Annotated in this window: 25 protein-coding genes and 1 pseudogene; 15 read left to right on the top strand and 11 right to left on the bottom strand. The window is 62.2% G+C overall.

All coding sequences use genetic code 11. The features are described from left to right. A pseudogene (locus tag MRY75_RS04380) lies at positions 1 to 266 on the top strand (hypothetical protein); the annotation flags it as partial. A gap of 152 nt (positions 267 to 418) precedes the next feature. On the opposite strand, the gene MRY75_RS04375 reads toward MRY75_RS04380, so the two are convergent. Together MRY75_RS04375 and MRY75_RS04370 are read right to left on the bottom strand one after the other, a co-directional pair. Continuing rightward, a complete protein-coding gene (locus tag MRY75_RS04375; RefSeq protein ID WP_292305930.1) occupies positions 419 to 1,291 on the bottom strand; it encodes a YjjW family glycine radical enzyme activase in 873 nt (290 codons plus the stop codon). Continuing rightward, positions 1,284 to 2,855: a YjjI family glycine radical enzyme gene (locus tag MRY75_RS04370; RefSeq protein WP_292305929.1), complete on the bottom strand. Its 1,572-nt coding sequence runs from the start codon at positions 2,853 to 2,855 to the stop codon at positions 1,284 to 1,286. Before MRY75_RS04370 ends, MRY75_RS04375 begins: the two co-directional genes overlap by 8 nt. 152 nt (positions 2,856 to 3,007) lie before the next feature. On the opposite strand from MRY75_RS04370, the gene MRY75_RS04365 reads away from it, so the two are divergent. After that, a complete protein-coding gene (locus MRY75_RS04365) occupies positions 3,008 to 3,847 on the top strand; it encodes an AraC family transcriptional regulator (protein ID WP_292305928.1) in 840 nt (279 codons plus the stop codon). Between the two features lie 68 nt (positions 3,848 to 3,915). Here the strand turns inward: MRY75_RS04365 and MRY75_RS04360 are convergent, their stop codons facing one another. Beyond that, positions 3,916 to 4,803 carry a PfkB family carbohydrate kinase gene (locus MRY75_RS04360; protein ID WP_292305927.1) on the bottom strand — a complete coding sequence of 296 codons (888 nt, stop codon included), beginning with the start codon at positions 4,801 to 4,803 and terminating at the stop codon, positions 3,916 to 3,918. A 233-nt stretch (positions 4,804 to 5,036) separates the two neighbouring features. Here MRY75_RS04360 and MRY75_RS04355 point away from each other — a divergent pair, with 233 nt between their 5' ends. The 5 genes from MRY75_RS04355 (at position 5,037) to MRY75_RS04335 (ending at position 8,185) form a co-directional block, all read left to right on the top strand. Beyond that, positions 5,037 to 5,240 carry a transposase gene (locus tag MRY75_RS04355; protein WP_292305926.1) on the top strand — a complete coding sequence of 68 codons (204 nt, stop codon included), beginning with the start codon at positions 5,037 to 5,039 and terminating at the stop codon, positions 5,238 to 5,240. 124 nt (positions 5,241 to 5,364) lie between these two features. Further along, entirely contained in the window at positions 5,365 to 5,895 is a 531-nt protein-coding gene (locus MRY75_RS04350; protein ID WP_292305925.1) for a DDE-type integrase/transposase/recombinase, read from the top strand. Between the two features lie 124 nt (positions 5,896 to 6,019). Continuing rightward, positions 6,020 to 6,934 carry a pseudouridine-5'-phosphate glycosidase gene (locus MRY75_RS04345; RefSeq protein ID WP_292305924.1) on the top strand — a complete coding sequence of 305 codons (915 nt, stop codon included), beginning with the start codon at positions 6,020 to 6,022 and terminating at the stop codon, positions 6,932 to 6,934. 369 nt (positions 6,935 to 7,303) lie between these two features. Beyond that, positions 7,304 to 7,735 carry an META domain-containing protein gene (locus MRY75_RS04340; RefSeq protein WP_292305923.1) on the top strand — a complete coding sequence of 144 codons (432 nt, stop codon included), beginning with the start codon at positions 7,304 to 7,306 and terminating at the stop codon, positions 7,733 to 7,735. 99 nt (positions 7,736 to 7,834) lie between these two features. Next, on the top strand, positions 7,835 to 8,185 hold the full coding sequence (locus tag MRY75_RS04335; RefSeq protein ID WP_292305922.1) for an MliC family protein: 351 nt from the start codon (positions 7,835 to 7,837) through the stop codon (positions 8,183 to 8,185). A gap of 814 nt (positions 8,186 to 8,999) precedes the next feature. On the opposite strand, the gene MRY75_RS04330 is transcribed toward MRY75_RS04335, so the two are convergent. Beyond that, positions 9,000 to 9,809: a sulfite exporter TauE/SafE family protein gene (locus MRY75_RS04330; RefSeq protein ID WP_366934904.1), complete on the bottom strand. Its 810-nt coding sequence runs from the start codon at positions 9,807 to 9,809 to the stop codon at positions 9,000 to 9,002. Between the two features lie 23 nt (positions 9,810 to 9,832). Between MRY75_RS04330 and MRY75_RS04325 the strand changes: the two genes are divergently transcribed. Beyond that, positions 9,833 to 10,528 (top strand): FCD domain-containing protein, encoded by a 696-nt coding sequence (locus tag MRY75_RS04325; protein WP_292305921.1) that lies wholly within the window; start codon positions 9,833 to 9,835, stop codon positions 10,526 to 10,528. Between the two features lie 40 nt (positions 10,529 to 10,568). Here MRY75_RS04325 and MRY75_RS04320 read toward each other — a convergent pair whose 3' ends face one another. Then, complete coding sequence (locus MRY75_RS04320; RefSeq protein ID WP_292305920.1) at positions 10,569 to 11,696, bottom strand: PLP-dependent cysteine synthase family protein; 1,128 nt, start codon at positions 11,694 to 11,696, stop codon at positions 10,569 to 10,571. A gap of 173 nt (positions 11,697 to 11,869) precedes the next feature. Between MRY75_RS04320 and MRY75_RS04315 the strand changes: the two genes are divergently transcribed. The 4 genes from MRY75_RS04315 to MRY75_RS04300 all read left to right on the top strand — a co-directional run bounded on the left by MRY75_RS04315 (position 11,870) and on the right by MRY75_RS04300 (position 14,707). After that, positions 11,870 to 12,490 (top strand): MarR family winged helix-turn-helix transcriptional regulator, encoded by a 621-nt coding sequence (locus MRY75_RS04315; RefSeq protein ID WP_292305919.1) that lies wholly within the window; start codon positions 11,870 to 11,872, stop codon positions 12,488 to 12,490. Positions 12,491 to 12,717: 227 nt separating this feature from the next. Further along, positions 12,718 to 13,464 (top strand): hypothetical protein, encoded by a 747-nt coding sequence (locus MRY75_RS04310; RefSeq protein ID WP_292305918.1) that lies wholly within the window; start codon positions 12,718 to 12,720, stop codon positions 13,462 to 13,464. 53 nt (positions 13,465 to 13,517) lie between these two features. Beyond that, on the top strand, positions 13,518 to 13,982 hold the full coding sequence (locus MRY75_RS04305; protein ID WP_292305917.1) for a peroxiredoxin: 465 nt from the start codon (positions 13,518 to 13,520) through the stop codon (positions 13,980 to 13,982). Then, on the top strand, positions 13,979 to 14,707 hold the full coding sequence (locus MRY75_RS04300; protein WP_292305916.1) for an MOSC domain-containing protein: 729 nt from the start codon (positions 13,979 to 13,981) through the stop codon (positions 14,705 to 14,707). The genes MRY75_RS04305 and MRY75_RS04300 overlap by 4 nt, the downstream gene beginning before the upstream one ends. Here MRY75_RS04300 and MRY75_RS04295 read toward each other — a convergent pair. Genes MRY75_RS04295 through MRY75_RS04270 form a run of 6 tightly spaced genes read right to left on the bottom strand, consistent with a single transcriptional unit; the run spans position 14,668 to position 19,287 of the window. Then, complete coding sequence (locus MRY75_RS04295; RefSeq protein WP_292305915.1) at positions 14,668 to 15,867, bottom strand: NnrS family protein; 1,200 nt, start codon at positions 15,865 to 15,867, stop codon at positions 14,668 to 14,670. The genes MRY75_RS04300 and MRY75_RS04295 overlap by 40 nt on opposite strands. Further along, positions 15,864 to 16,571: a 5-formyltetrahydrofolate cyclo-ligase gene (locus MRY75_RS04290; RefSeq protein WP_292305914.1), complete on the bottom strand. Its 708-nt coding sequence runs from the start codon at positions 16,569 to 16,571 to the stop codon at positions 15,864 to 15,866. Before MRY75_RS04290 ends, MRY75_RS04295 begins: the two co-directional genes overlap by 4 nt. Further along, positions 16,568 to 18,007 (bottom strand): nitronate monooxygenase, encoded by a 1,440-nt coding sequence (locus tag MRY75_RS04285; RefSeq protein ID WP_292305913.1) that lies wholly within the window; start codon positions 18,005 to 18,007, stop codon positions 16,568 to 16,570. The genes MRY75_RS04290 and MRY75_RS04285 overlap by 4 nt, the downstream gene beginning before the upstream one ends. Further along, entirely contained in the window at positions 18,007 to 18,351 is a 345-nt protein-coding gene (locus MRY75_RS04280; RefSeq protein ID WP_292305912.1) for a carboxymuconolactone decarboxylase family protein, read from the bottom strand. The genes MRY75_RS04285 and MRY75_RS04280 overlap by 1 nt, the downstream gene beginning before the upstream one ends. After that, positions 18,344 to 18,829 (bottom strand): hemerythrin domain-containing protein, encoded by a 486-nt coding sequence (locus MRY75_RS04275; RefSeq protein ID WP_292305911.1) that lies wholly within the window; start codon positions 18,827 to 18,829, stop codon positions 18,344 to 18,346. The genes MRY75_RS04280 and MRY75_RS04275 overlap by 8 nt, the downstream gene beginning before the upstream one ends. Further along, positions 18,826 to 19,287 carry a group III truncated hemoglobin gene (locus MRY75_RS04270; protein WP_292305910.1) on the bottom strand — a complete coding sequence of 154 codons (462 nt, stop codon included), beginning with the start codon at positions 19,285 to 19,287 and terminating at the stop codon, positions 18,826 to 18,828. Before MRY75_RS04270 ends, MRY75_RS04275 begins: the two co-directional genes overlap by 4 nt. Positions 19,288 to 19,374: 87 nt before the next feature. On the opposite strand from MRY75_RS04270, the gene MRY75_RS04265 reads away from it, so the two are divergent. The 3 genes from MRY75_RS04265 to ccoO form a co-directional block, all read left to right on the top strand. Then, positions 19,375 to 19,791 (top strand): Rrf2 family transcriptional regulator, encoded by a 417-nt coding sequence (locus MRY75_RS04265; protein ID WP_292305909.1) that lies wholly within the window; start codon positions 19,375 to 19,377, stop codon positions 19,789 to 19,791. A gap of 19 nt (positions 19,792 to 19,810) precedes the next feature. After that, on the top strand, positions 19,811 to 21,436 hold the full coding sequence (gene ccoN / locus MRY75_RS04260) for a cytochrome-c oxidase, cbb3-type subunit I (RefSeq protein WP_292305908.1): 1,626 nt from the start codon (positions 19,811 to 19,813) through the stop codon (positions 21,434 to 21,436). 4 nt (positions 21,437 to 21,440) lie between these two features. Beyond that, a partial coding sequence (ccoO, locus tag MRY75_RS04255; protein ID WP_292305907.1) for a cytochrome-c oxidase, cbb3-type subunit II occupies positions 21,441 to 21,898 on the top strand: 458 nt, incomplete at its 3' end.

Genomic DNA, 21,898 nt, shown 5'->3' with positions numbered 1-21,898 from the left:
CACTCAAAACCTTCCGCGGGGATCCGTCGTTCGCTGTCCAGAACCCCAGATCGGAAGTTAGGCTGTTCTGCCTCGCCGCAATCGCCGCCGCTCGATCCCATCCCTTGGCTAAGGCAGCCATCGTCAGCAAAAGCATCGACGACTATGCAAGGGTTGCTCTCTTGCGCGCCTTCGAGAAGGAACAGCGCCTGCTTGCTTCGGTTGATCACATCGCGCAAAGGCGCGCGAGAAGCAAAGGCCCCATGACAGCCGCATCTCACAATTAAGGGCAAAAATTTTCGCCACACGCGCCCCGTCTCAGATTAAAGGGCAACGCGACAGGAGGGGTCATGGGGGGCTCCTATCGGCTGGATGTATGCTGCGTGGGGGGTTACGAATGGCGTCTTTTCCGCTTCCGGCCGCCTCGACCGGTCCGGCCTTAACCGTTCAGCCAGACCGATGGCAGAACCAAGGGTCCAATATCGGCTGCCATGAGCCTGGCGGCGGCCTGTTCGACACCGGCCCGGCGCATCACCGGCCAGTCGCGTGCCGGCCCGCGCACACCATGATGCTGAAAGGCGTTCAGGCGCAGCCTGATGCCGGGGCCAAGCGATCTGGCAAAGTCGCGCAGGGCATCGATCTCGTCCGTGTTGTCGGTCTGACCCGGCACCAGCAGGAACCGCAATTCGGCCAGCTTCCCGGCCTTGGCCAGCAACCTGGCCGAGGCCAGAACGCGCTCATTTCCCTGGCCCGTCAGATTCCGGTGCCGATCAGGGTCGAAGGCCTTGATATCCAGCATGACGCCGTCGGTCACATCCAGAAGTTTCGCCCATCCCTGCGGGCCGAGATGGCCGTTGGAATCGACGAAACAGGTCAGATGCGCCAGATCCGGCGCTGCCTTGACCGCGGCGAACAGCGCCCGCACGAATTTGAGCTGCATCGTGGCTTCGCCGCCGGAAACGGTCAGCCCGTTCAGGAATGCAACGTCACGCCGCAGGAGCACCAGCACATCCTCGACCGACATCCGCCGCACCATCGGGTTGGCGCTGATCGGGCAGGCCCGCAGGCATTCGTCGCAATCGGTGCACAGCGTCGGGTCGAAGGCGATGCGCCCGTCCACCAATGTCAGCGCATCGGTGGGGCAGGCGGGAATGCAGTCGCCGCAATCGTTGCAAACGCCGATGGTATGCGGATTGTGGCAGCCCGGACAGTTGAAATTGCAGCCCTGTAGAAACAGGACGAGCCGGTTTCCCGGCCCGTCCACAACCGACCAGCGCAGAACTCTGGATATGGTTCCGATCGGATCAGGCATTGGCCATGGCGGTCTCGCCCGCCTGCATCTCGACTGCGACAACACGCGGCCGGCGCGTCAGAATCTTCGCGCTTTCCGCCGCCTCGGCCCCAAGCAGCGATGAGCCGTGGCGCAGTTCCTTGTCCTGCTTATGGCGTTCCAGATCCGACAGTCGGATCATGTATCCGGTCACGCGGACAAGATCGTTGCCCGCCACATTGGCGGTGAATTCGCGGAACCCCAAGGCCAGCGCCCCCTTGGCGAGCTGAAACACTGCCGCCGGATTGGCGCGAACGGTCTCATCCAGTGTCAGTATATCGGACACGCCCGAGGTGTAGAAGGCATGATGCCCGCGCAGGGCCTGGACATGTGCGACCGGATCGGGCTCGGAGCCATAGGGGATGCGAACGCCGGGCGTGTAGCCGATATCGGTCGAGATGCCCGATTGCGAATGCAGCATTGCCCGGCCCGTCCAGATGCCTGCGATCGGCGTCGCGGCGACCAGTTCTGACAGCGCCTGCGAAATTCTCACGCCAAGCGCATTGGCACCTTCATCATGGCCATAGCGGCCCTTGCGTCCCTCGAGATCCTGAAGCCTGTTCACCGCCTCGGCCATGGCATAGATGCCGAACATCGCGCCAAAACGCTCGCGCGAGATCCAGCCTTCTTCGACCAGGAAGCTGTCATAGAAACCGGAAGCGTCCAGCCGTTCAACGCGCGCCTCGATCAGGCGGGCAAGTTGCGCCACATAGCGCGGCAGTTCGACGCTGAAGAACGCGGCCTCGCTGTCCGAGCGCGTCGCGACCTCCGCCAGGTTCATCCGGCACAAGGTCGCGGAACCACCGCCAAGGGGCAGCGCGTTGTAGCAGCTGACGATCCCGTATCCCGGGTCGTCGAACACTGCCGCGTGAATCGGATGGTTGGCGATATGGGGCTTGGAGCAGGAGAGGATGTTATCGGTGCAGATGCGCAGGATCTCGTCGCTGCTGACGGCTGGGTCGTAGCGGAAGGTCAGGTTCGGTGCGACCTGGTTCAGTTCGGCGTCAACGGCCAATACGGCCCGCGCAACGCGGTTGTCCGAGGGGCCGATATTGGCATGCATGAAGGCATCGGGCAGGGTCCGGTCGAGGAACCTCCAGAACAAACGCATCTTGGCATGGAGGTCCTCGTCGCTGACCCCGTCGCAGAACGGCAGCAGCAGATCATCGAGTTGGCCGATATAGACCGGCATCCCGGTGACCGAGGGGATGTGGTGATAGGCGATCATCAGCGTGTTTATGGCCTCGTCCAGCGTCCGCGGGGCGGGCAGTTCGAGGTATTCCGAACCGTCCCGCAGCACCACGGCATAATCCGGCAGCACGTAGCGCGGCTTGTAGGGGGCGTTGCCCTCATACATGTCACAGATCACGCGATCATTAAGCGCGGCTTGGACGTCGGCGTCGAGCGGTGCGTATTCCAGGCTGTTTTCGGCCGTGCGCGCAAGGAAATAGGTCTTCTGTCGCGGCGACAAAGTCGCGTTATTGATGATTGTTGCAAACTGCTCTGCAAGGGGCGTTTCGATCTGGCCGGTTTTCATGTCTGACATGGCTGGCTCCCTTCTGGTAAAGACGATAGGCCGCGCTTCAGGGTCAAAAATACATCACCGCCTGCCGCTTTCACATGGACAGAGGCCGCAAAGAGCATGGATAATACTCGCATGGTTTCTACATGGTGCGATCAAAGCTGAGGTCAGGCGCGATGTCGAATACGACGATATGGTTTCACACACCCGGACCGGTCGAGGATGTATTCCCCTACCAGGTGGTGGCCGGCGGCGAGGGCGTGGCCGAGCGTGGCGAGCCGCCGGTCAGCCGCCGGTTTCATCAGCATGTGCTGATCCTGACGGTCGAGGGTACCGGCCTCGTGCGCCAGGCGCAGCGGCGGCGGCGTGCCGATCCGGGCGCGATGGTCTGGCTCGATACGAAACGCGGCTACGCGCATGGGTGCCATGTATCTTCGGAATTCTGGCGCTATCTCTGGATCGGCGTGCAGGGTTTCGGGCTGGACCGGCTGTTCGAACAGGCGGTGGCAGGCACCAACCCGGTCACCGGCCTGTCCGATCCTGCCGCGGCGGCGCGGCGGCTAGAGACGGTACATTGGGCGATGCGCGATCGTGATCCGCATCTGGCAGCGGCCAATTCCGCCGCCGTCGGCGCGCTGCTGGCACAGATACTTGCCGATCGCCGCCGGCCGCTGATCGAGGCAGAACCTGACAGCCGCCTGCCGCTTGAACGGGTTATGCGGCAACTGCGGCGCGCGATCCGGCGACCATGGCGTATCGCCGACATGGCCGAGATTGCCGCCCTGTCGCCATCACAACTGCATCGGGTGTTCCGCGATGAAACCGGGCTCAGCCCGATGGTCTGGCTCAGGCGTGAACGCATCAACGCCGCCAAACCCCTGCTACTAGACCGGTCGCTGACGGTCAGGAAGGTGGCCGAAAGCGTCGGCTACCCGGACCCGTTTCATTTCAGCCGGGATTTCAAGAAGTTGACCGGGCGCGCGCCCATCGAATTTCGCGCCGCGGGCGGGGCCTGACCCGCCAAGTGGAAACCGGTTGGGCAGACGCCCGAAGAAGCGCAATGGACCGATGAGCGAATGCCATACTACTCGTCGGTCCGGCTGTCTTGCAGAAGGTCATCCACTTCCGGGCGGTAGGGAATCCCGGACGCCGACCCTTCGCGCTGCACTTTCAGCGCCGCCGCCGCATTGGCGAGATTCAGGGCTTCGGGATATGTCATGCCACTGTCCAGACCGACCATCAGGTAGCCAAAGAAGGTATCGCCTGCCCCGGTGGTATTCGTCGCCGATACGCGCATCGAAGGGACCTGCCAGACCTTGCCGTCCGCGCGGTACTCGGCCCGATCCGCGCCGAAGGTGATGGCGAAATGGGTGTCGGCATATCGCGCCGGATCGGCGGTGATGAACGGCGCGATCTGGGCGTATTCGACTTCGTTTGCGGAAACGAGGTCGACCTTGTCGATCAACGGGATCAGCGCGTTCGCGTCGAAAGGCGCGGCGACCAGGGCGATCTTCATGCCTTTCGCCCTTGCGGTGTCGATGGCCGTTTCATGCCCGTTCGTTTCATTCTGAAGGATCAGCCAGTCACCCGCAGTGGCCTCGTCGAGACAGGAGCGGATATGCGATGATGCCATCTTACGATTTGCCCCGGGTTCGAGAACGATGCAGTTTCCACCGTCGCTGGCGACGTAAATGATCGCCTCGCCGGTCGGCGCGCTTCCGTGTTTCAGAATGCAATTGCATGATACACCCTGTTCCGCGATCCTGTGCAATGTGCCTGTGTCGCTGGCTCCTATCGCGCCGATATGGGTCACGATGCCACCGGCCCGAGTGATCGCAACGGAAATGTTGAAACCCTTGCCTCCAAGGTCGACTGATCGCGCATGGGCAGACATTGTATCGCCTTCGCGAGGAAGGCGGCTGAGATTATAGAACCGGTCCAGATTTATTGAGCCAAGGTTGAAGATCGGCATTGTTTTCAATCCCTCGATTGGTGCACACGGTAACTGTCGTGATACGTTGAGATTGCTACTTCAAAGCAGCGCGGCATCCGTGTGAATACACAGTTTTTCCAGTTCAGATTCAACTTGCTGCTTCGCCATTCCGCAGATGGCTGTTTGCACGAGGATGATAGTCCCCGAATTTCGGACACTGGCCTAAGCTACGATTTGCCGTCTGCTGATCTTCGACAAAGAGGAGATCAGAGATGTCGAAACGGAAGAACTTTTCGCCTGAGTTCAAGGCTAAAGTGGCGCTGGAAGCCCTAACGGGTGAACAGACGGCGGCCGAGTTGGCGAGCCGGTTTGGTGTTCGCCCGACGATGATCCACAGCTGGAAGCGGGCGCTACTGGAGGGGGCATCCGGTGTGTTCGAGTGTGGCAGCAAGAAAGGCCCGGAGATCGGCAAGTGAGGCGCAAGATGGTCGAACCTGCTAATTCTGAGCGTCTATCGGCAAGCAATGCAGGCTGCTGTCGATCCTGCGATCGTCGTTCTATTACACGCCCAAGGGTGAAACGGCTCTGAACCTGATGCTGATGCGGCAGATCGATGAGCAGATCCTGGAAACACTGTCCTTCGGTGTTCGCCAAATGATCTGGCACCTGCGCAACGACGGCCATTTGGTGAACGAGAAACGCATCCGCCGTTTGATGCGGCTCATGGGCCTGATGCCGATCTATCAGAAGCCCAACACCAGCAAGGCGGCAAAAGGACACAAGATATACCCCTATCTGTTGCGCGGTCAGCGCATTACCCGCCCAAACCAGGTCTGGGCGGCCGACATTACCTACCTGCCGATGCGCAAGGGGTTCCTGTATTTGGTGGCGGTCATTGACTGGCACACGCGCAAGGTGCCGGCCTGGCGCGTCTCGAATAAGCTGGAAGCCGGCTTCTGCGTCGAGGCGGTGAACGAGGCAATCCACCGCTTCGGCCCGCCCGACATCACGAACACTGATCAGGGCTCGCAATTCACCTCCTTCGCCTGGACGGACAGACTGACGCCTGGGACGCGACGATTATTATCAAAGAACGGGAGCCAGTGTCGCCTAGGCCACCCCGAGCGATGATCCCTATCGTAGATTGCTAACATCCTTCGCGCCACCCCGGGTAGCGGTATTGTTCGATTCTCTGGCATCATGCAATTGCATTGGGCGCTTTGCCGAGCCGCTCACATCCATGAGGAGTTCCATTTTGTTCGACATCAGATATTCCAGAGAAGTCCAAGCGGCGCGAGACGCCGGGTCCGCGATCGTCGCGCTTGAAAGCACGATCATTACGCATGGCATGCCCTACCCGCAAAACGTCGAGGTCGCCGCACAAGTCGAGCAGGATATCCGCGACGCCGGGGCAACGCCGGCCACGGTCGCGGTATTGAGCGGCGTTCTCCACATCGGACTGGAGGCAGACCAGCTGGCCGATCTCGGAACCGCACAAGGCGTGGCCAAGGTCTCTCGCGCGGACATGCCGGTTTGTATCGCAAACGGCACCTCGGGTTCGACGACGGTTGCGGCAACCATGATCGCGGCGCGCATCGCGGGCATCGATGTCTTCGCCACCGGTGGGATCGGGGGTGTTCACAGGGGGGCCGAATCCACTTTCGACATTTCCGCCGACCTGCTGGAACTTGCACAAACTCCGGTCACCGTGGTTGCGGCGGGAGCCAAGGCCATTCTCGATATTCCCAAAACGCTGGAAATGCTCGAAACGCACGGGGTCCCGGTGATCGCATACGGGCAGAACAGCTTTCCCGCCTTCTGGTCATCGCAGTCCGAATTGGTGGCACCGCTTCGCCTGGACCGGGCCGACCAGATTGCGCGCACCCATGCGATGCGTGGGGCCATGGGGCTGCCGGGCGGCCAGTTGGTCGCCAATCCTATTCCCGTGGCAGATCAAATCGCCGCGGCCGAACTGGCACCGATTATCGCGCAGGCCCAGACCGAAGCTGAGGAGAATGGCATAGCCGGTAAAGAGGTGACGCCTTTTCTGCTGTCCAGGATCTTCGAACTTACGGAAGGACGCTCGCTGACCGCCAATATCGCACTGGTACGCAACAACGCTCGTTTGGCTGCGGAGATCGCGCGGGAGTTACGCATGCTGGTCAGGTAGCCCGTCTCGACGCCGCCCCACCATCTATCGCGGGGCGTTGCGGCCGCGCTCCGCTCGGGGCTGACGGAACGGCCTCTGATCTCGACTCCTTTGGTCGAAAATCTGGCCGACATCAGCCGTACCGACGTTCTGCGCAATCAGAATTGGATGGAAGCACATGCGCTTGTTCGCGAGGCAGCGGCGCATGGGCATACCGAATGTGGCGGATCGATTGAGCTGCATGGTTCGTGCGACATCATTAGATTGCATTTGCGGCGGTTCCCCGGCCGGGCATGAAGTCCATGCGGGCTTGTTTCCGCCTATTGCATTGATATGTCGACAGACCCCGCCTATCTGAGGCTTTCCAACCATTTCACAGGACACGACGTAATGATCCGTTCGATTGCTGCACTTGCCATGATCTCGCCTTTCTTGTTGGCCGCTTGCAATCTGGAAAAGGCAGACCGGCCATCGGCCGAAGACGCGGCCAGTACACAGCTACAGGTCGAAGAATGGGTTGTCGCAAGTATCGGCGGCGAAGCGGTCATCGCGAACTCTCGAGCAAAGTTGCTGTTCGGTGCGGATGGTCAATTATCGGGCAATGCAAGTTGCAACCGTCTGATTGCAAGCTATACCGTCGATGGCGAGGGCATGACGATCACCCCGAGCGGTGCAACCATGATGGCCTGTGAACCTGAAGCGATGGATCAAGAACGCCGATTGCTCGGCCTGCTGGAGACGGTTGATACGTACCACATCGACGAGTTCGGCACGCTTGTACTTGCCAGCGCCTCCGGCGGGCAGATCACCGCGCGGCGCTGAGGCAGCGAGTTTCAGCAGCACTCTGATCGCTGATGAATTTTGTTCTGGTCCGCGCGATCCGGAGCACTTTTGACAGTATGAACAAGAAGGTGACGAACCATGTACAAGAAACTTGCCGTTGCACTCGTCGTGGTGTTCGTTCCCGCGGCGGTCTCCGCCGATGTGGCATTTTCGATCGGCCTGGACGTGGAAGATGCGGAAGTCACGACGCTGACCTACGAATGCGGTGATGCGGACCCGTTCCCGGTACATTACATGAATTCGGACTCGGATGTTCTGGCCCTTGTGCCGGTGGACGGAGATCACAGGGTTTTTGTCAATGTGGTGTCCGGTTCCGGTGCGCGCTACGTCGCCGGTCAGTATGAATGGTGGACGCAAGGCGAGAACGCGACTTTGACAAATGTGATTGAGGATACGAGATTTCGCGAGTGTGTGATCAGCAGCCGATAGTCTCTCCTGCCGTCGGAGAAGCGGAATTGAACGTATAGGCGAACGTCAGGCAGATCAAATGCACCACCTGGGGAAATGGCTGCGTGATAGAACGGCGCGCTGGGTTTTGGGTTTTGCGCCTTTTGGCATTGAATATGAATCCGGGCGTCCCTCACCCGGGTCGCTGCCGCACATTCAACCAAGAGTGTTCGTGCACCCAGGCTTGCCATGTCAGACGATTGGGCTGAGCTTGAAGCGTCCGACTAAAATGTCAGCGGTGTGCGCGCGCTGACGATCAGAACCGCTGATCCTGTTTGACGAGGGGTTGTCCATACGCCACGTTCTGCGGCTCTTTCGCGACCTTGATCTGTCGCCCACCGTCGCGCATCGGGTATGATCGCGCGAGTTCATGCGAAGTCTTGCCGCGAACGGCGAGCGTGTCGGGATCAGTTATACCCTCTCGCCCGGTGACCTATCCTATGACGGTGCGCAGGTTGCTGCGGTTTCGATCAGCGATCCGGTCGCGCTGCAACCCGTCATCCTCGCCAGAACAGGCGGCATGGCCGAAACACCGGTCGTCGCGGTGGCATCTGCGGCGATTTTGGAAATGTTCGGGCACGCAAGTAATCCGGCGGACCGTGCACGAAGGACTCGGCAGACCGCTCGTCTCCGGGATCTTGATTGTCCCAATCCGCTGCGCCCCGATGCAAGGGCGCGTGCATTTTTGATGACTAATCAAAGTTGCATGGATCCTCCATCATCGATGGTGTTTGGTGGTTCTGGATCGTATGCGCGCATCTTTTATCCTCGTGGGTTCTGGCAGAGCATGAACCCATCAACCCAAAGACCTAACAAAGAAAATGAGCACCATTGTGAGACCGATGGACACGATGAACCCGCGCAAGACTGCCGTATTTTGAATGCGTCGTGCGAGAGCAGCGCCGAGGTGGCCACCGATAGCGCAAGAAACACCGACGATGATGAGGCCGCTCCAGTCGATCAGGCCGGCGATTGTATAGGTGAGAACCGCAACCACCGATAGAATGCCCGACATCAGATTTTTCAGCCCGTTCATACGGTGCAGATTGTTCATTCCGACGACGCCGAAGGCGGCCAGCAGCATGATCCCCAACCCACCGTTGAAGTAGCCGCCATAGACGGACACCGTGAAAATCAGGCCAAGCGCCCCACTTTCGGACATGTGCTGCCCGGATCGGGCCGCCAGCCGCGCCAACCACGGTCCGGCCGCAAAGGCCACCGTCGCGATCAGCAACAGCCAGGGCACCACTCCCGAGAACAGATCTTCCGGCGTGACCAGCAGCAGACCTGCCCCAATCAAACCACCTGCGATCGAGGTGAGGATCAGCCGCCGCAAGGAAGGTCTGCCGTCAGTCTCAATGTCTTCGCGATAGGCCCAGGCGCTTCCGGCATAGCCCGGAAGCGCGGCAAAGGTCGCTGTCGCATTCGCCATGATGGGGGGGATACCTGCCCAAACCAGGGCAGGGAAAGTCAGGAACGTACCGCCTCCGGCAATTGCATTGAGTGCGCCGGCACCCAGACCGGCCAAAGTGAGTATGATTGGCGTCAACATGTTTTCTATCCTCAGTATGGTGCACGCCTTGCATCGAAGCAGATTGGTCTGCAAATTGGTCTGGAAAAGAGGAAGACATGGCGACGAAACGGACTCGGCAGATCATTTCGGAATTACGCATTTACATCGTAGAAAAAGCCATCGCCCCGGGCGACCAACTGCCGTCTGAGCGTGATTTGTCTCGACAACTCGCCTGCAGCCGGGAAACCCTCCGCAAAGCCCTGGACGAGCTGGAGCGCGCCGGCGACATTTGGCGGCATGTCGGGCAGGGCACATTCTATGGCATGCGCCCGCTGGGCCATCCCATTCGGGATACCATTCTGGTGCAACGCGCCTCACCCCATCAACTGATGCAGGCTCGCCTGAACATTGAACCGTCGGTCGCGGCCGAAGCAGCAAAATTCGCCACCCCTGCCGAGGTTGCTCATCTCTCCAGCGTGGCCGAAAGGGGCCGCCATGCGGCTACGCGATCCGAATGCGAACAACTGGATGCCGCGTTTCACCGAAGCCTTGCGGAAGTCACTGGGAACCCCATCCTGCTTGGCTTACTCGACTATCTCGCCGGCGTCCGGCGGCATGCCACTTGGCAGCGCGAATGGGAACTGACCTATCGCAGGCTCGGCGTTGCCGAATTCACGGAACATCACAGCTTGCAGCATCAAGCCGTTGTCGAGAGTATTGCCAAGGGTTCCGCGAACGAAACCGCCGCCGCGATGCGGCACCATCTTGAGACTGTTTTCGAGTCAATGCGTCGGGCAGAGAGGCCGTCGTGAAGCAGCAGAAAGGATCGGCCATACGCCTGGACCGTTCGCCTCAGCATTCGGGCACGGACATCTCGCCCGTCTCGAGAAAACGTTCGAGCGTATCGCACCAGGGCGCGATGTCGAACCCCTGCGAGGCCAGCCACTCGTCGGAGTAGTAGGTATCGCTGTAGCGCGCGCCGCTGTCGCAGATGACCGAAACCAACGCGCCGGCTTTCCCCGCAGCCATCATGCGGGAGGCGACCCAGCACAGCCCGAAGAAATTGGTGCCGGTCGATCCGCCGACCCGCCTGAAGATGCGGTCGGACAGGATGCGCATCGCGGCGATGGAGGCCGCGTCGGGGACGCGGAACATATGATCGATGACCTCCGGCAGAAACGATGGTTCAACGCGCGGCCGCCCGATCCCTTCGATCCGCGATGACCGGTCGCAGGTCGCGTTTCGATCGCCGCTGCAATAGCAATCGTGGAACGCGGAATGCTCCACATCGACGACGCAGAGCCTCGTCGGCAGGCTGCGATAGCGAATGTAGCGCCCGATGGTGGCCGACGTGCCGCCGGTGCCCGCGCTCATCACAACCCATTCGGGCACGGGATCTTCTTCGCCCTGCATCTGGTCGAATATGCTTTCGGCGATGTTGTTGTTGCCGCGCCAGTCCGTTGCCCGTTCGGCATTGGTGAACTGGTCGAGATAATGTCCGCCAGTCTCGCGGGCGATCGCTTCGGCGGCATCATAAACCATCGCCGTGCTGTCAACGAAGTGACACCGACCGCCGAAGCGCTCGATCTCGGCCACTTTCTGCCGCGAGGTCGAATGTGGCATGACGGCAACGAACGGCAGGCCGAGCAAGTTGGCGAAATAGGCCTCGGAGACGGCGGTCGAGCCCGACGAAGCCTCGACCAGGGTGGTGCCTTCGCCAATCCGGCCATTGCAGATCCCATAGAGCACCAGGGACCGTGCCAGCCGGTGTTTCAGGCTGCCGGTCGGATGGGTGCTTTCGTCCTTGAGATAGATCGAGATACCGTTCAGCCCGGCAAAGCTGGGTTTGATCAAATGCGTGTCGGCGGAGCGGCGGGCGTCGCCTTGCAGGATGGCGATGGCCTTTCGTTCCCATCCGCCTTCAACCCTGTCCGGCAGATCGGGAAATGTCGTGCGTGTAGTTTGAGGTTCTTCGGACATGATCGTGATGCTTCCTGACGGCTGCCGGTCAAAATTTCTTCGGATTATTCATTACTTACAGTGGCACAGGTTCCCGGTCCTGTCGATGTGGAGACACCGTGCCACTGGGCACTCGAGAATGCTGGCTTGATTTTATTTAGGACTCCTATATAGTTTTCTGAAAGAGGTGCCATATGTCCGGCGATACAGAACTGATTATGACGGCCTTTCAGAAACTTGTCGTGTTCTGGCGGGCAAGCCAGTGGCAAACGGCTGGAGAGGCTGGCCTCAATCCGACGCAGGGCGAGGTCTTGCAGCACATTTCCCGACGCTCGGCGCGTCTCGGTGAGCTTGCGGAACAACTAGGTGTTTCCCAGGCCAGTCTGAGCGATACCGTCTCGTCGCTGGAAGCCAGAGGGTTGGCGCGGCGACGGCCCGATCCGGATGACGGACGCGCCCGCCGGATTGAGTCAACGGCGGACGGGCAACGTGCGGTGGCGGAGTTATCAATGGCGCCCGTGGAACTGGAGCGGGCCATCGAACACCTGGGCGAGGAGGAACGCGGAGCGTTCGCACGGGCGCTGGTCCGGATCATTCGCATGCTGCAAGAGGCCGATGCGATTCCGGTTCAACGGATGTGCGTAACCTGTCGTCACTTCCGCCCCTTTGCCCATGCCGATGTCGCGCGACCGCATCACTGCGCATTTGTGGACGCCGCATTCGGGGACGCGCGCCTGCGCCTCGACTGTGACGATCACGAAGCGGCTCCTGCCAAGGAGGCTGCCGCCACCTGGCGGCGGTTCGAAATGGCCTGAGCCCCAAAGCCGGACGCCACGCTCGCGGCAACGGGCGCGGCGTCCTTGATGTCAACTACCTCTGAGAAAAGACAGGAGACAGACCCACAATGTCACAGAAAACCACAATTCACCATGCCCCTTGCCGCAGCCTCGGCCGGCAGATGGACCACGCGGCAGTGCCTTCCGGCGTACGGTCCTCCCATAAAGTTCTGCGGCTCAGGTGCCAAAAAACCAAGAGAAGCTTGATGCGGACTCTGCTTCTGGCATTCACTCTCCCAATCGCCTTGCCGGTTACAGCCTTCGCCGATGATGGCCACGACCATGTAGGCGGTATCAGCTCCGAGGCCGGAACCGCCGAGATTGCCGCGTTTGATATCGTGCACACCAGGATCAAAACCGACGGCAATGTCGCCATCTTTCACATGGCGGTTTCGGGAGCGGCGGGCGAGGCGCGTCCGACGCCGAGCGGGGCGCTGGCCGGGGCGGAGGTCTTTGCCTATGTCTGGCCGACGAGCCTCGACGCCGGGGCGGTTGGGTTCGATCCCGGCGCAGGCATCCTCGCCATGACCGCGACGGCGCATCCCGATTTCGACGACACGCCATTGTTCGACGAGAACGGTGACGGCGACCGGGGCAATGACGGAGATCTCTGGCACAGCCACTGGGTCGTTCTCGGGCCTGACGAGGCCTGCGGGCCGGGGGCGTTGAAGGTGATCGACATCCCCGAAGGCGCAACCCCGCAACTGCCGGCGACCTGGCCGGGCCTGCCGCTGCTGATCGACAGTCCCGGATGGCAGCCGGTTCTGACCGCGGAGACGATCGAGGTGCATGTGCCCTTCGTCGAGATCGGCGCGGTCGAAGCCATGTCCTTCGACGGGGTCACGGCCGGGTTGCGGGTCAATGCCAATGTGCATGCACCCTTGCTTTGCGTGACCGACGTGTTCGACATCGCCTCGGGCGATCTGAGCCTGCCAGGCAAGGTCGGAGAATGACAGCTTGGGGCGCGGGCCGATACCCGCGCCCTCCACAACATAGGCCGCATCGCATGGACGACATTCCCTTCCACACCGCCCACTGGCTCAACACGGACCGCCCGCTGACATTGGAAGAATTCCATGGCCGGGTGCTTGCCGTCGAGGTGTTCCAGATGCTTTGTCCGGGCTGCGTGCTAAACGGCCTGCCGCAGGCGCAACGCCTCGCGCAGACCTTCGACGCAAAAGACCTGGCCGTGATCGGCCTGCACAGCGTCTTCGAGCACCATGCGGCCAACAGCATCGAAAGCCTGGCGGCCTTCTTGCACGAATGGCGCATCCGTTTTCCGGTTGCGATCGACGCGGCGGGCGAGGGACCGATGCCACGCACGATGGAAGCCTGGGGCTTGCAGGGCACACCGAGCCTTGTGCTCTTTGACAGGGACGGGACCCTACGGGCACGGCACTTCGGACAGATCCCCGACCTCGCGCTCGGGGCCGAGATCATGGGGTTGATCGGTGAAGAGGTCCCGGCATGACAGGGTTTACCGTGGCCGAAATCCGGATCGGCCGGCTCGCCTCGCTCGGAGCCGCTGACGTCCTGTCCGGCATCGACAAGCAACGGCAGTTTGGCCCGGTCATGGCCCGGCTTAATGGGCTGGACGGGGACGAACAGGGCGATTCCCTGCGCCATGGCGGGCCCGACAAGGCGCTGCACGCCTACCCGATGGCGCATTATCCGGTCTGGGCAAGGGGCTTGCCCGAGCGGGAGCAGAGGTTCTATCCCGGCGGTTTCGGCGAGAACCTGGTGATTGAGGGCGCGACCGAGGCCGACATCTGCCTTTTCGACAGGTTCCGGTTGGGCGATGCGGTGATCGAGGTCAGCCAGACCCGTCAGCCGTGCTGGAAGCTGAACCTGCGTTTCAATGTGCCGGACATGGCGCGCCGGGTTCAGGACAGCGGTCGCACCGGGTGGTATTTCCGCGTTGTGACCGATGGCGAAATTGCACCCGGGGACACAGCATCACTGATCTCCCGCCCCCAGCCCGGCTGGCCATTGGACCGAGTCTGGGACCTGCTTTACAGGAACATGCTTGATCGCGACGCCCTGGCGGAATTCGCGGCCCTTCCCGGCCTTCCGGCCGGCTGGCAGAGGACGGTCCAGGCCAGACTCGCGCGGAATGCGGTCGAGGACTGGCAGCCGCGGCTGGAGACACCTCCTGATCACCGCTCGGAGCGTGGGCAAACCAACGCACGGCCGTAGATCATCGCAAAACCGGCGTATCCTGCGCACCAGGTCACGCCCGAAATCGCATAGAGTGTGGACGCCTGCTCTGGTAAGAGGCCCGCCGCGAAACGTGCAGCGACGGCGGTCACAAGGGCTGCATAGAGCGCGACGGTGCCGCGCCCCGCATGGAGGGCCTGCCCGGAGTGTCCGAGCGTCGCGCGGGTCATCACGGCCATGGTCATCAGCCCGATCGCCCCGGCCATCCAGAGATGCAGCGCCGCCGCTGAAGCGAGAAGGCCCGGTAAAAGAATGCCCGCGGCGATCATGAGCGCACCGAGGGGAAGAAACAGGTATCCCAGATGCAGGATCCACAGTAGCGGCTCGGCCAATGCCCGGTCACCGGCCCAACGGGCGAGGCGCACCAGATGTAGGGCCCCCGCGGCCAGGAGCAGCGCCGCCGTCACGCGTGTTGACGGAGCCGCGATCCAGGCGACAAGCGCGGCAAGAAGCGCCAGGAGCGCGATCTTGTCGAAGCGTTGCATCGGGGGTACCGGCAAGCGCCCCGGATTCTGCCGTACCAGCCAGTTGCGGGTGAAGGAGGGCACGATCCGTCCGCCGATGACCGCGATCATCATCAGGGCCACACCAAGGCCGGTGCGCAGCCCGTAGCCCTGCGCGGCGTAGACGCTCTGTGCCGCTTCGATGTGGAAGACCGCATTGGAGAGCGTGAAGACGCCGAGCAAGGCGAGGACAATCAGGTTGCGCCAGTTTTTCCCGGCAACGATCTCGCGCGCGAGAAACCCGGTCAGCGCCACCGGCATGGCGAGATCGGCGAGGGCCACGGCAAGGGGCGGCAGACCGGTCGAAAAGAGGACCGCTGCGCGCCCGCCAAGCCAGAGCGCGAACAGTCCGCCAAGCGGCCAGCCGACGATCGGCAATTGCCCTGTCCAGTTGGGGACCGCAGTCAGGAGGAAACCGGCGATGACCGCCGACAGATAGCCGAACAGAAACTCATGCGCATGCCAGCTTGCCGCGTCGAACCGGGTCGGCAGGTCGAGGGCTCCGGTGAGGGCCGGAATCCAGAGCGCCATGGCAACCGCGGCCCAGATAGCGGCCCCGAGGAAGAAGGGACGGAACCCGAAGCTGAGGATCGCCGGGCCGCGCCACGCGCGCATCCGCTCCGCCGTGGTGCTCATGTCGCTTCCTCATCCGCTTGCACCCCGTTCTCGGTCAGGATGAGATCGAGTGGGATATCGTGGGGTTGCGGGTAAATGGTTTTGAGCTGTGCCGACTGGAAACCGATGCCGATGACAAAAGGTTTCGGGGTCAGCGCCGCCAGCGTCCGGTCGAAATAGCCCCCGCCATAGCCGAGGCGATAGCCATCCGTCGTCCAGCCGACGAGCGGGGCAAGTGCGATGTCGGGTGTGACGACGTGTGCGTCCGGGGGCGGGACGGGAATATTCCAGTCGCCGCGCTGCATGCGTGTCTCGGGCGTCCAATGGCGGAAGATGAGCGGGGCCGCCCTTGTTTCGACCAGGGGCAGGACGACGGTCACGCCGGCCTGGTGCAGTTCGGCCATCAGCGGGCGCAGGTCGGGCTCGCCCTTGATCGGCCAGTAGGCGGAAAAGACCTTGCCCTGCGCCCCGCCGAAGCGGTCTTGCAACACCTGTCGCAGATGCCTGGCCAGCGCCTCGCCGATCTCCTCGCGCTCGGCGACCGACAGTGCCAGGCGCGCATCGCGCAGACGGCTGCGTTCGGCCTTGCGCCAGCGGGCCACGTCGCGTGCCTGTTCGGGATCGACCGCCAGCGGATCGAAATACTCCGGTGCGACCTCGGCGGCATAGCAGGGCGGTGAGGAAAAGCCGCTTTGGCAGCGGAAGCTCTTGAATTCGTCGCTCATGACATCGCCTCGAAACCGTTACGCACCGGGCCCTTCAGGATATGCCGGGCCTGCGCGACCATGGCGTTCAGACGTGCGGCCGCAGGGACGATATCGGGGATATTTCCCGCGCCCTGACCGGCATAGAGCGCCATCGCTTCGAGATCGCCGGTTGTGGTGCGCAAGGGCGAATCCGTGCTGAAGCGCAGGCGGGGCTGATCGTCGTCATGGGCGATGGTCTCGCGCGGCAGGCTGTCCGGGTCGTGGCCCAGGTAATGCCCCTTGAGACCCTCCGTCACGCTGTTGCCGATCACCCGCACCGCGGCGCCCTTGGGCCAGTTCAGAACGAACACATCGGTCAGCACCGTATCCTCGCCCGTGGCCTCGACGATGCGGGACTTGTGATAGGAATGCGCAAAGGATTCTTCGGTCGCCAGAAAGGCGGTGCCGCATTGCACGCCGCTGGCCCCGACCGCCATGGCGGCGGCAAGCCCTTCGCCCGTCGCGATCCCGCCCGAGACGACGACCGGCAGGCCGGTCCCGGCCAGTATCCGTTCCGCCAGTCCGAAGGCGGGACTTCGTCCGTGCACATGGCCGCCCGCCTCGATCCCCTGTGCGATGATCACATCCGCCCCGGCCTTTTCGGCCAGTCGCGCGGCGGCCTCCGTTCCGACCTGATGCAATACGAGACATCCCGCGTCTTTCACCCGCGCCACCACATCCGGCATCACATCCCAGAAAAAGCAGAAGGCCGGCACCCCAAGATCGAGGCAACAGGCGATCTGCGCCTCAAGCAACTGCGGGTCGGTCGCCGCCGGGATCAGGTTGACGGCGAAGGGCCGGTCCGTGGCCGCCCGCATCGCGGTGACTTCCCGTGTGATCAGGTCGATGGGTTCGCGCACCATCCCCAACATCCCGTAGCCCCCCGCATCGGCCACCGCCGCAGCCAGTTCCCACCGGGACACGCCGCCCATGCCCGCCAGCAGGATGGGCACCTCGCATCCAAGCAGATCGCAAAGCGGCGTTCGCAGAGGCTCGTCATTGGGCCGGTCCGTCATTTTTCCCTCCCTTTCCAACCATTGGCGCAGGCAGTCCCGCAGCACGATGGCGTTGTTGTGTTCCTCGTCCTTCGAGGCATAGAGCAGCGTGACGATATCGCCCTGCGCGTATCCGGCAAGCTCGCGCACCAAATCTTCGCGCGTGGCGAGTTCCGCCCGGTAGCGCGTGACGAAGTCCTGCCACTGATCGGGATTGGCATGAAACCAGTGCCGCAACGTATCGCTCGGCGCGATGTCCTTGCACCAGTCGAACAGCCGGGCGCGGTCCTTCGCCACGCCCCGTGGCCAAAGACGGTCGACCAGAATCCGCTTGCCGTCCGAGACCCGCGCCGCGCGATAAATCCGCTTGATACGGATGCGCCCGGCGGGGGAGTCAGAGACGAACGGTCTGGCCGGCATCAGCTGTCCCTTTGGCCCGCGTCGTCGATCAGATCTACCGCCTTGAGCGCATGTGCCCAGGCCGCCCCGGCGCGCATTTCGGATGCAACCCAGATGGCTTCCATGATCTGTTCGCCCGAGGCCCCCTCGCGCTTGGCCGCCTTGACATGGCCTTCGATGCACCACGGGCATTGGGTCACATGCGCCACGGCCACCGCGATGAGCTGCTTGGTGCGTGTATCGAGCGCCCCTTCGGCGAACACCGCTTTCGAGAACGCGCGGAATGCGTCTTCGGTATCGGGTGCCAGGTCATGACGCCGGTCGACAAGGTCCCTGGTGGGTTTTGGGAGGTGTAGCTCAGACATGGCCCGTCTCCCGCGTTTCGAATTGCGGAAACAGCACGTCGTTTTCCAGCCGGATATGCTCTTCGAGGTCGTCAAGGAATTCACCGACCCCGTAATAAAGCCGCGTCCAGCTTCGACAGGCGCCGTCCGGCAATGTCAGGTTGTTGGTCAGGTGCCGTATTTGGCCGGCTTCGGCTTCGTGGTCGTCATGATCCGCGCGCATCGCCGCAATCGGCGCATCCAGCCCCGCCGCCGCGTTGCGAATGGCGGGGAACAGGATCAGTTCCTCTTTCTTCATGTGAACTTCGAGGTCACCGATCATCCGGCGCAGCAGGTCGGCCAATCCCGCGGGAACATGCGTTTGCCCGGCATGGACCGCTTCGACCTTTTCCGACAAGGCCGCCAGTTCGGGAAGCCGGGCACGGTGTTTCGCGTGATACTCGGTCTCGATGAAACTGGTCAGGTCGCTCGGGTCCTGCGGGGGCAGTGGTCTTGTCATGTCCGTATCCTCGGGTCAGAACAGTGATGGAATTGTCCGGGGCTTCGCATCCTCGACCGCATATGCAGCGAGCGCGCGATCCGCTCGGCGCGTTCGATGACATGCGCAGCACCTTCGGGCGGGCAGGTTTCGGTCGCGGTTTCGCGAAACAGCACCAGCCAGCGGTCGAAATGATCCCAGTCCACGGGCAGGCCGATATGGGACGGGACCGGGGCCCCGTGATACCGGCCCGTCATCAAGGCGACCGACGACCAGAAGGCCACCATCCGGTCCAGATGCGGGGCCCAATCCGAAATCCGCTCCGCGAAGATCGGGCCAAGCGCCGGATCCGCGCGCACCTTGCCATAGAAGCAATGCACCAGTTCGGTCAGCTTTTCTTCGTCCAGCCCGGTCCGCGCCATGATCTCGGCGGTCATTTGCGGGCGGGCGGAATTGATCTGTGAGACGGCAGTCGACATGGGGCCCTCTGGAAATTGATCTTGAGTCTCATGCTATCTCTGCTAAATAGGTATTGTAAATACCGATTTGAAAATCTGCGGGACGCCATGAACCTTACCTCCTTCACCGACTACGGACTTCGAATGCTGATGCGGATGGCCAGCGCGCCCGACCGGGCGTTCTCAACGGCAGATTTGGCAGAGGAGTTCAAACTATCGCGCAACCACCTGGCGAAGATCATGCAACGGCTCGCGCAGGCAGACATCGTCGAGACCCGACGCGGGGTGAATGGGGGCGCCGTCTTGCGATCCAGCCCGGCCGACATCCGGCTTGGCGACGTCGTGCGGCTGCTCGAACAGGGACAGTCGCTCGTCGAGTGTTTCGGGCCGGATGGCGGAGATTGTTCGATCGACGGATGTTGCCGCCTGAAATCCCGGCTTCGACAGGCGGAGCGTCAGTTCATCGCCGATCTGAACAGATCCACGCTCGCCGATATCGCCCTTCCCGAACGGGCGGCCGCATGACGAAGAAAGGCAGATCAAGATGACAGCATTGTTGTCGGTTTCTGAGCGCCGGATTGGCATGGCCCTGTCGGTCCTGCTGGCCCTGATGGGCCTTGCCATGGCTGCATCGGCGCGTCACGGGGTCATGTCGGCCCACGGGTTCATGGCGCTCGGGCTCGGGATCGCGCTCGCATTTGTGCTCGGCGGCGCGCTTTATGATCCCGTGCCACCGGCCAATCGGTTGCAGCGCTACTACGACGCGCCGACCCGGTTCGGGATCGTCATGACACTGATCTGGGCGATGATCGGCATGGGCATCGGTGTCTGGGTTGCAGCGCTCTTGTACTGGCCCGAGGGGACACCCCCCTGGCCCGCAACAAGCTTTGGCCGGCTGCGCCCCGTGCATACGACGGGTATCATCTTCGGCTTTGGCGGCAACGCGCTGATCGCCACGTCTTTCCACGTCCTGCAACGCACCTCGCGCGCGCGGCTCGCCGACAATCTGAGCCCCTGGGTCGTGCTCATCGGCTACAACCTGTTTTGCGCCTGGGCCGTCACCGGCTATCTGATGGGGTCAACCCAATCCAAGGAATATGCCGAGGCCGAATGGTATGCGGATCTTTGGCTGGTGGTGATCTGGGTGACGTATTTCGTCTTGTATATCCGCACGCTTGCCCGCCGGAACGAGCCGCATATCTATGTCGCCAACTGGTATTACCTGGCCTTCATCCTCGTCGTGGCGATGCTGCACATCGTCAACAACCTCGCGCTTCCCGTGCGCTGGACAACGGCAGAGAGCTTCCCCATCTGGTCGGGCGTGCAGGATGCCATGGTGCAATGGTGGTATGGCCACAATGCGGTTGCCTTCTTCCTGACCGCGGGGTTTCTCGGGATGCTCTATTATTTCCTCCCGGTGCGGTCCGGGCGACCGATCTGGTCCTACCGTCTTTCGATCGTCAGCTTCTGGGGCATCACCTTCTTCTATATCTGGGTGGGCTCGCACCATCTACATTACACCGCGCTGCCTTACTGGGCGCAGACGCTCGGCATGACATTTTCGGTAATGTTGCTGGTGCCGAGTTGGGCCTCGGCGGGCAATGCCATCGCGACGCTGAACGGCGCCTGGCACAAGGTCCGCGATGACGCCACGCTGCGCTTCATGTTCGTGGCCGCGGTGTTCTATGGGCTGTCGACCTTCGAAGGGTCGTTCCTCGCCATTCGCCCGGTCAATTCGCTGTCGCATTATACCGACTGGACCGTGGGCCACGTCCATTCCGGTACGCTCGGATGGGTGGCGATGATCGTCTTTGGTGCGATCTATACGCTGGTGCCGCAACTCAGTGGCAAGACGGAGATGGCGTCGCCACGGGCCGTCGAATGGCACTTCTGGCTCGCCGTCACAGGCACACTCGTCTACGTCGTATCGATGTGGAATGCCGGTATTACGCAGGGGCTGATGTGGCGGGCCTATGACGAGAACGGCGCGCTGTCCTACAGTTTTGTCCAGTCGGTCGAGGCGATGGCCCCCTACTACTTGCTTCGAACCATCGGTGGCGGGTTGTTCCTGACCGGGGCCGTGATCTGCGCCTGGAATTGTCGCGCAACGATGCACGGGTCCACGGGGGATGCCACCGACCGGCCCCTTTTCGCGCAGCCGGCGGAGTGATCCCATGCTGAAACTGCACTATAATCTCGAGAAGGTCTCCATGGGGCTGGTGGCGGCAATCATCGTGGCCGCTTCGATCGGCGGGATTGTGGAAATCGCACCGCTGTTCACCATCGACGAAACGGTTGAGCTTCCCGATGACCTGCGCCCTCATACGCCATTGGAACTGGCGGGGCGCGAGATTTACATCCGCGAGGGTTGCTATGCCTGCCACAGCCAGATGGTGCGCAGCCTGGCCGACGAACTGGACCGCTACGGCCCCTATTCGCTGGCCTCCGAAAGTGCCTACGATCACCCGATGCTCTGGGGATCGAAGCGCACCGGCCCGGATCTGGCGCGACTGGGCGGCAAGTATTCGGACGACTGGCATGTGGCGCACCTGATCGACCCGCGCAGCGTGGTGCCGGCCTCGATCATGCCGTCCTACCCCTGGCTGACGCGTCCCCTTGATACCGATCTGTT

It is taken from the genome of Marivita sp. (assembly GCF_022763305.1).
In the GTDB taxonomy this organism is placed as follows: Bacteria; Pseudomonadota; Alphaproteobacteria; order Rhodobacterales; family Rhodobacteraceae; genus Marivita.
Note: the sequence above shows the minus strand (reverse complement) of the source record. Positions and strands in the feature narration are given on the sequence as shown.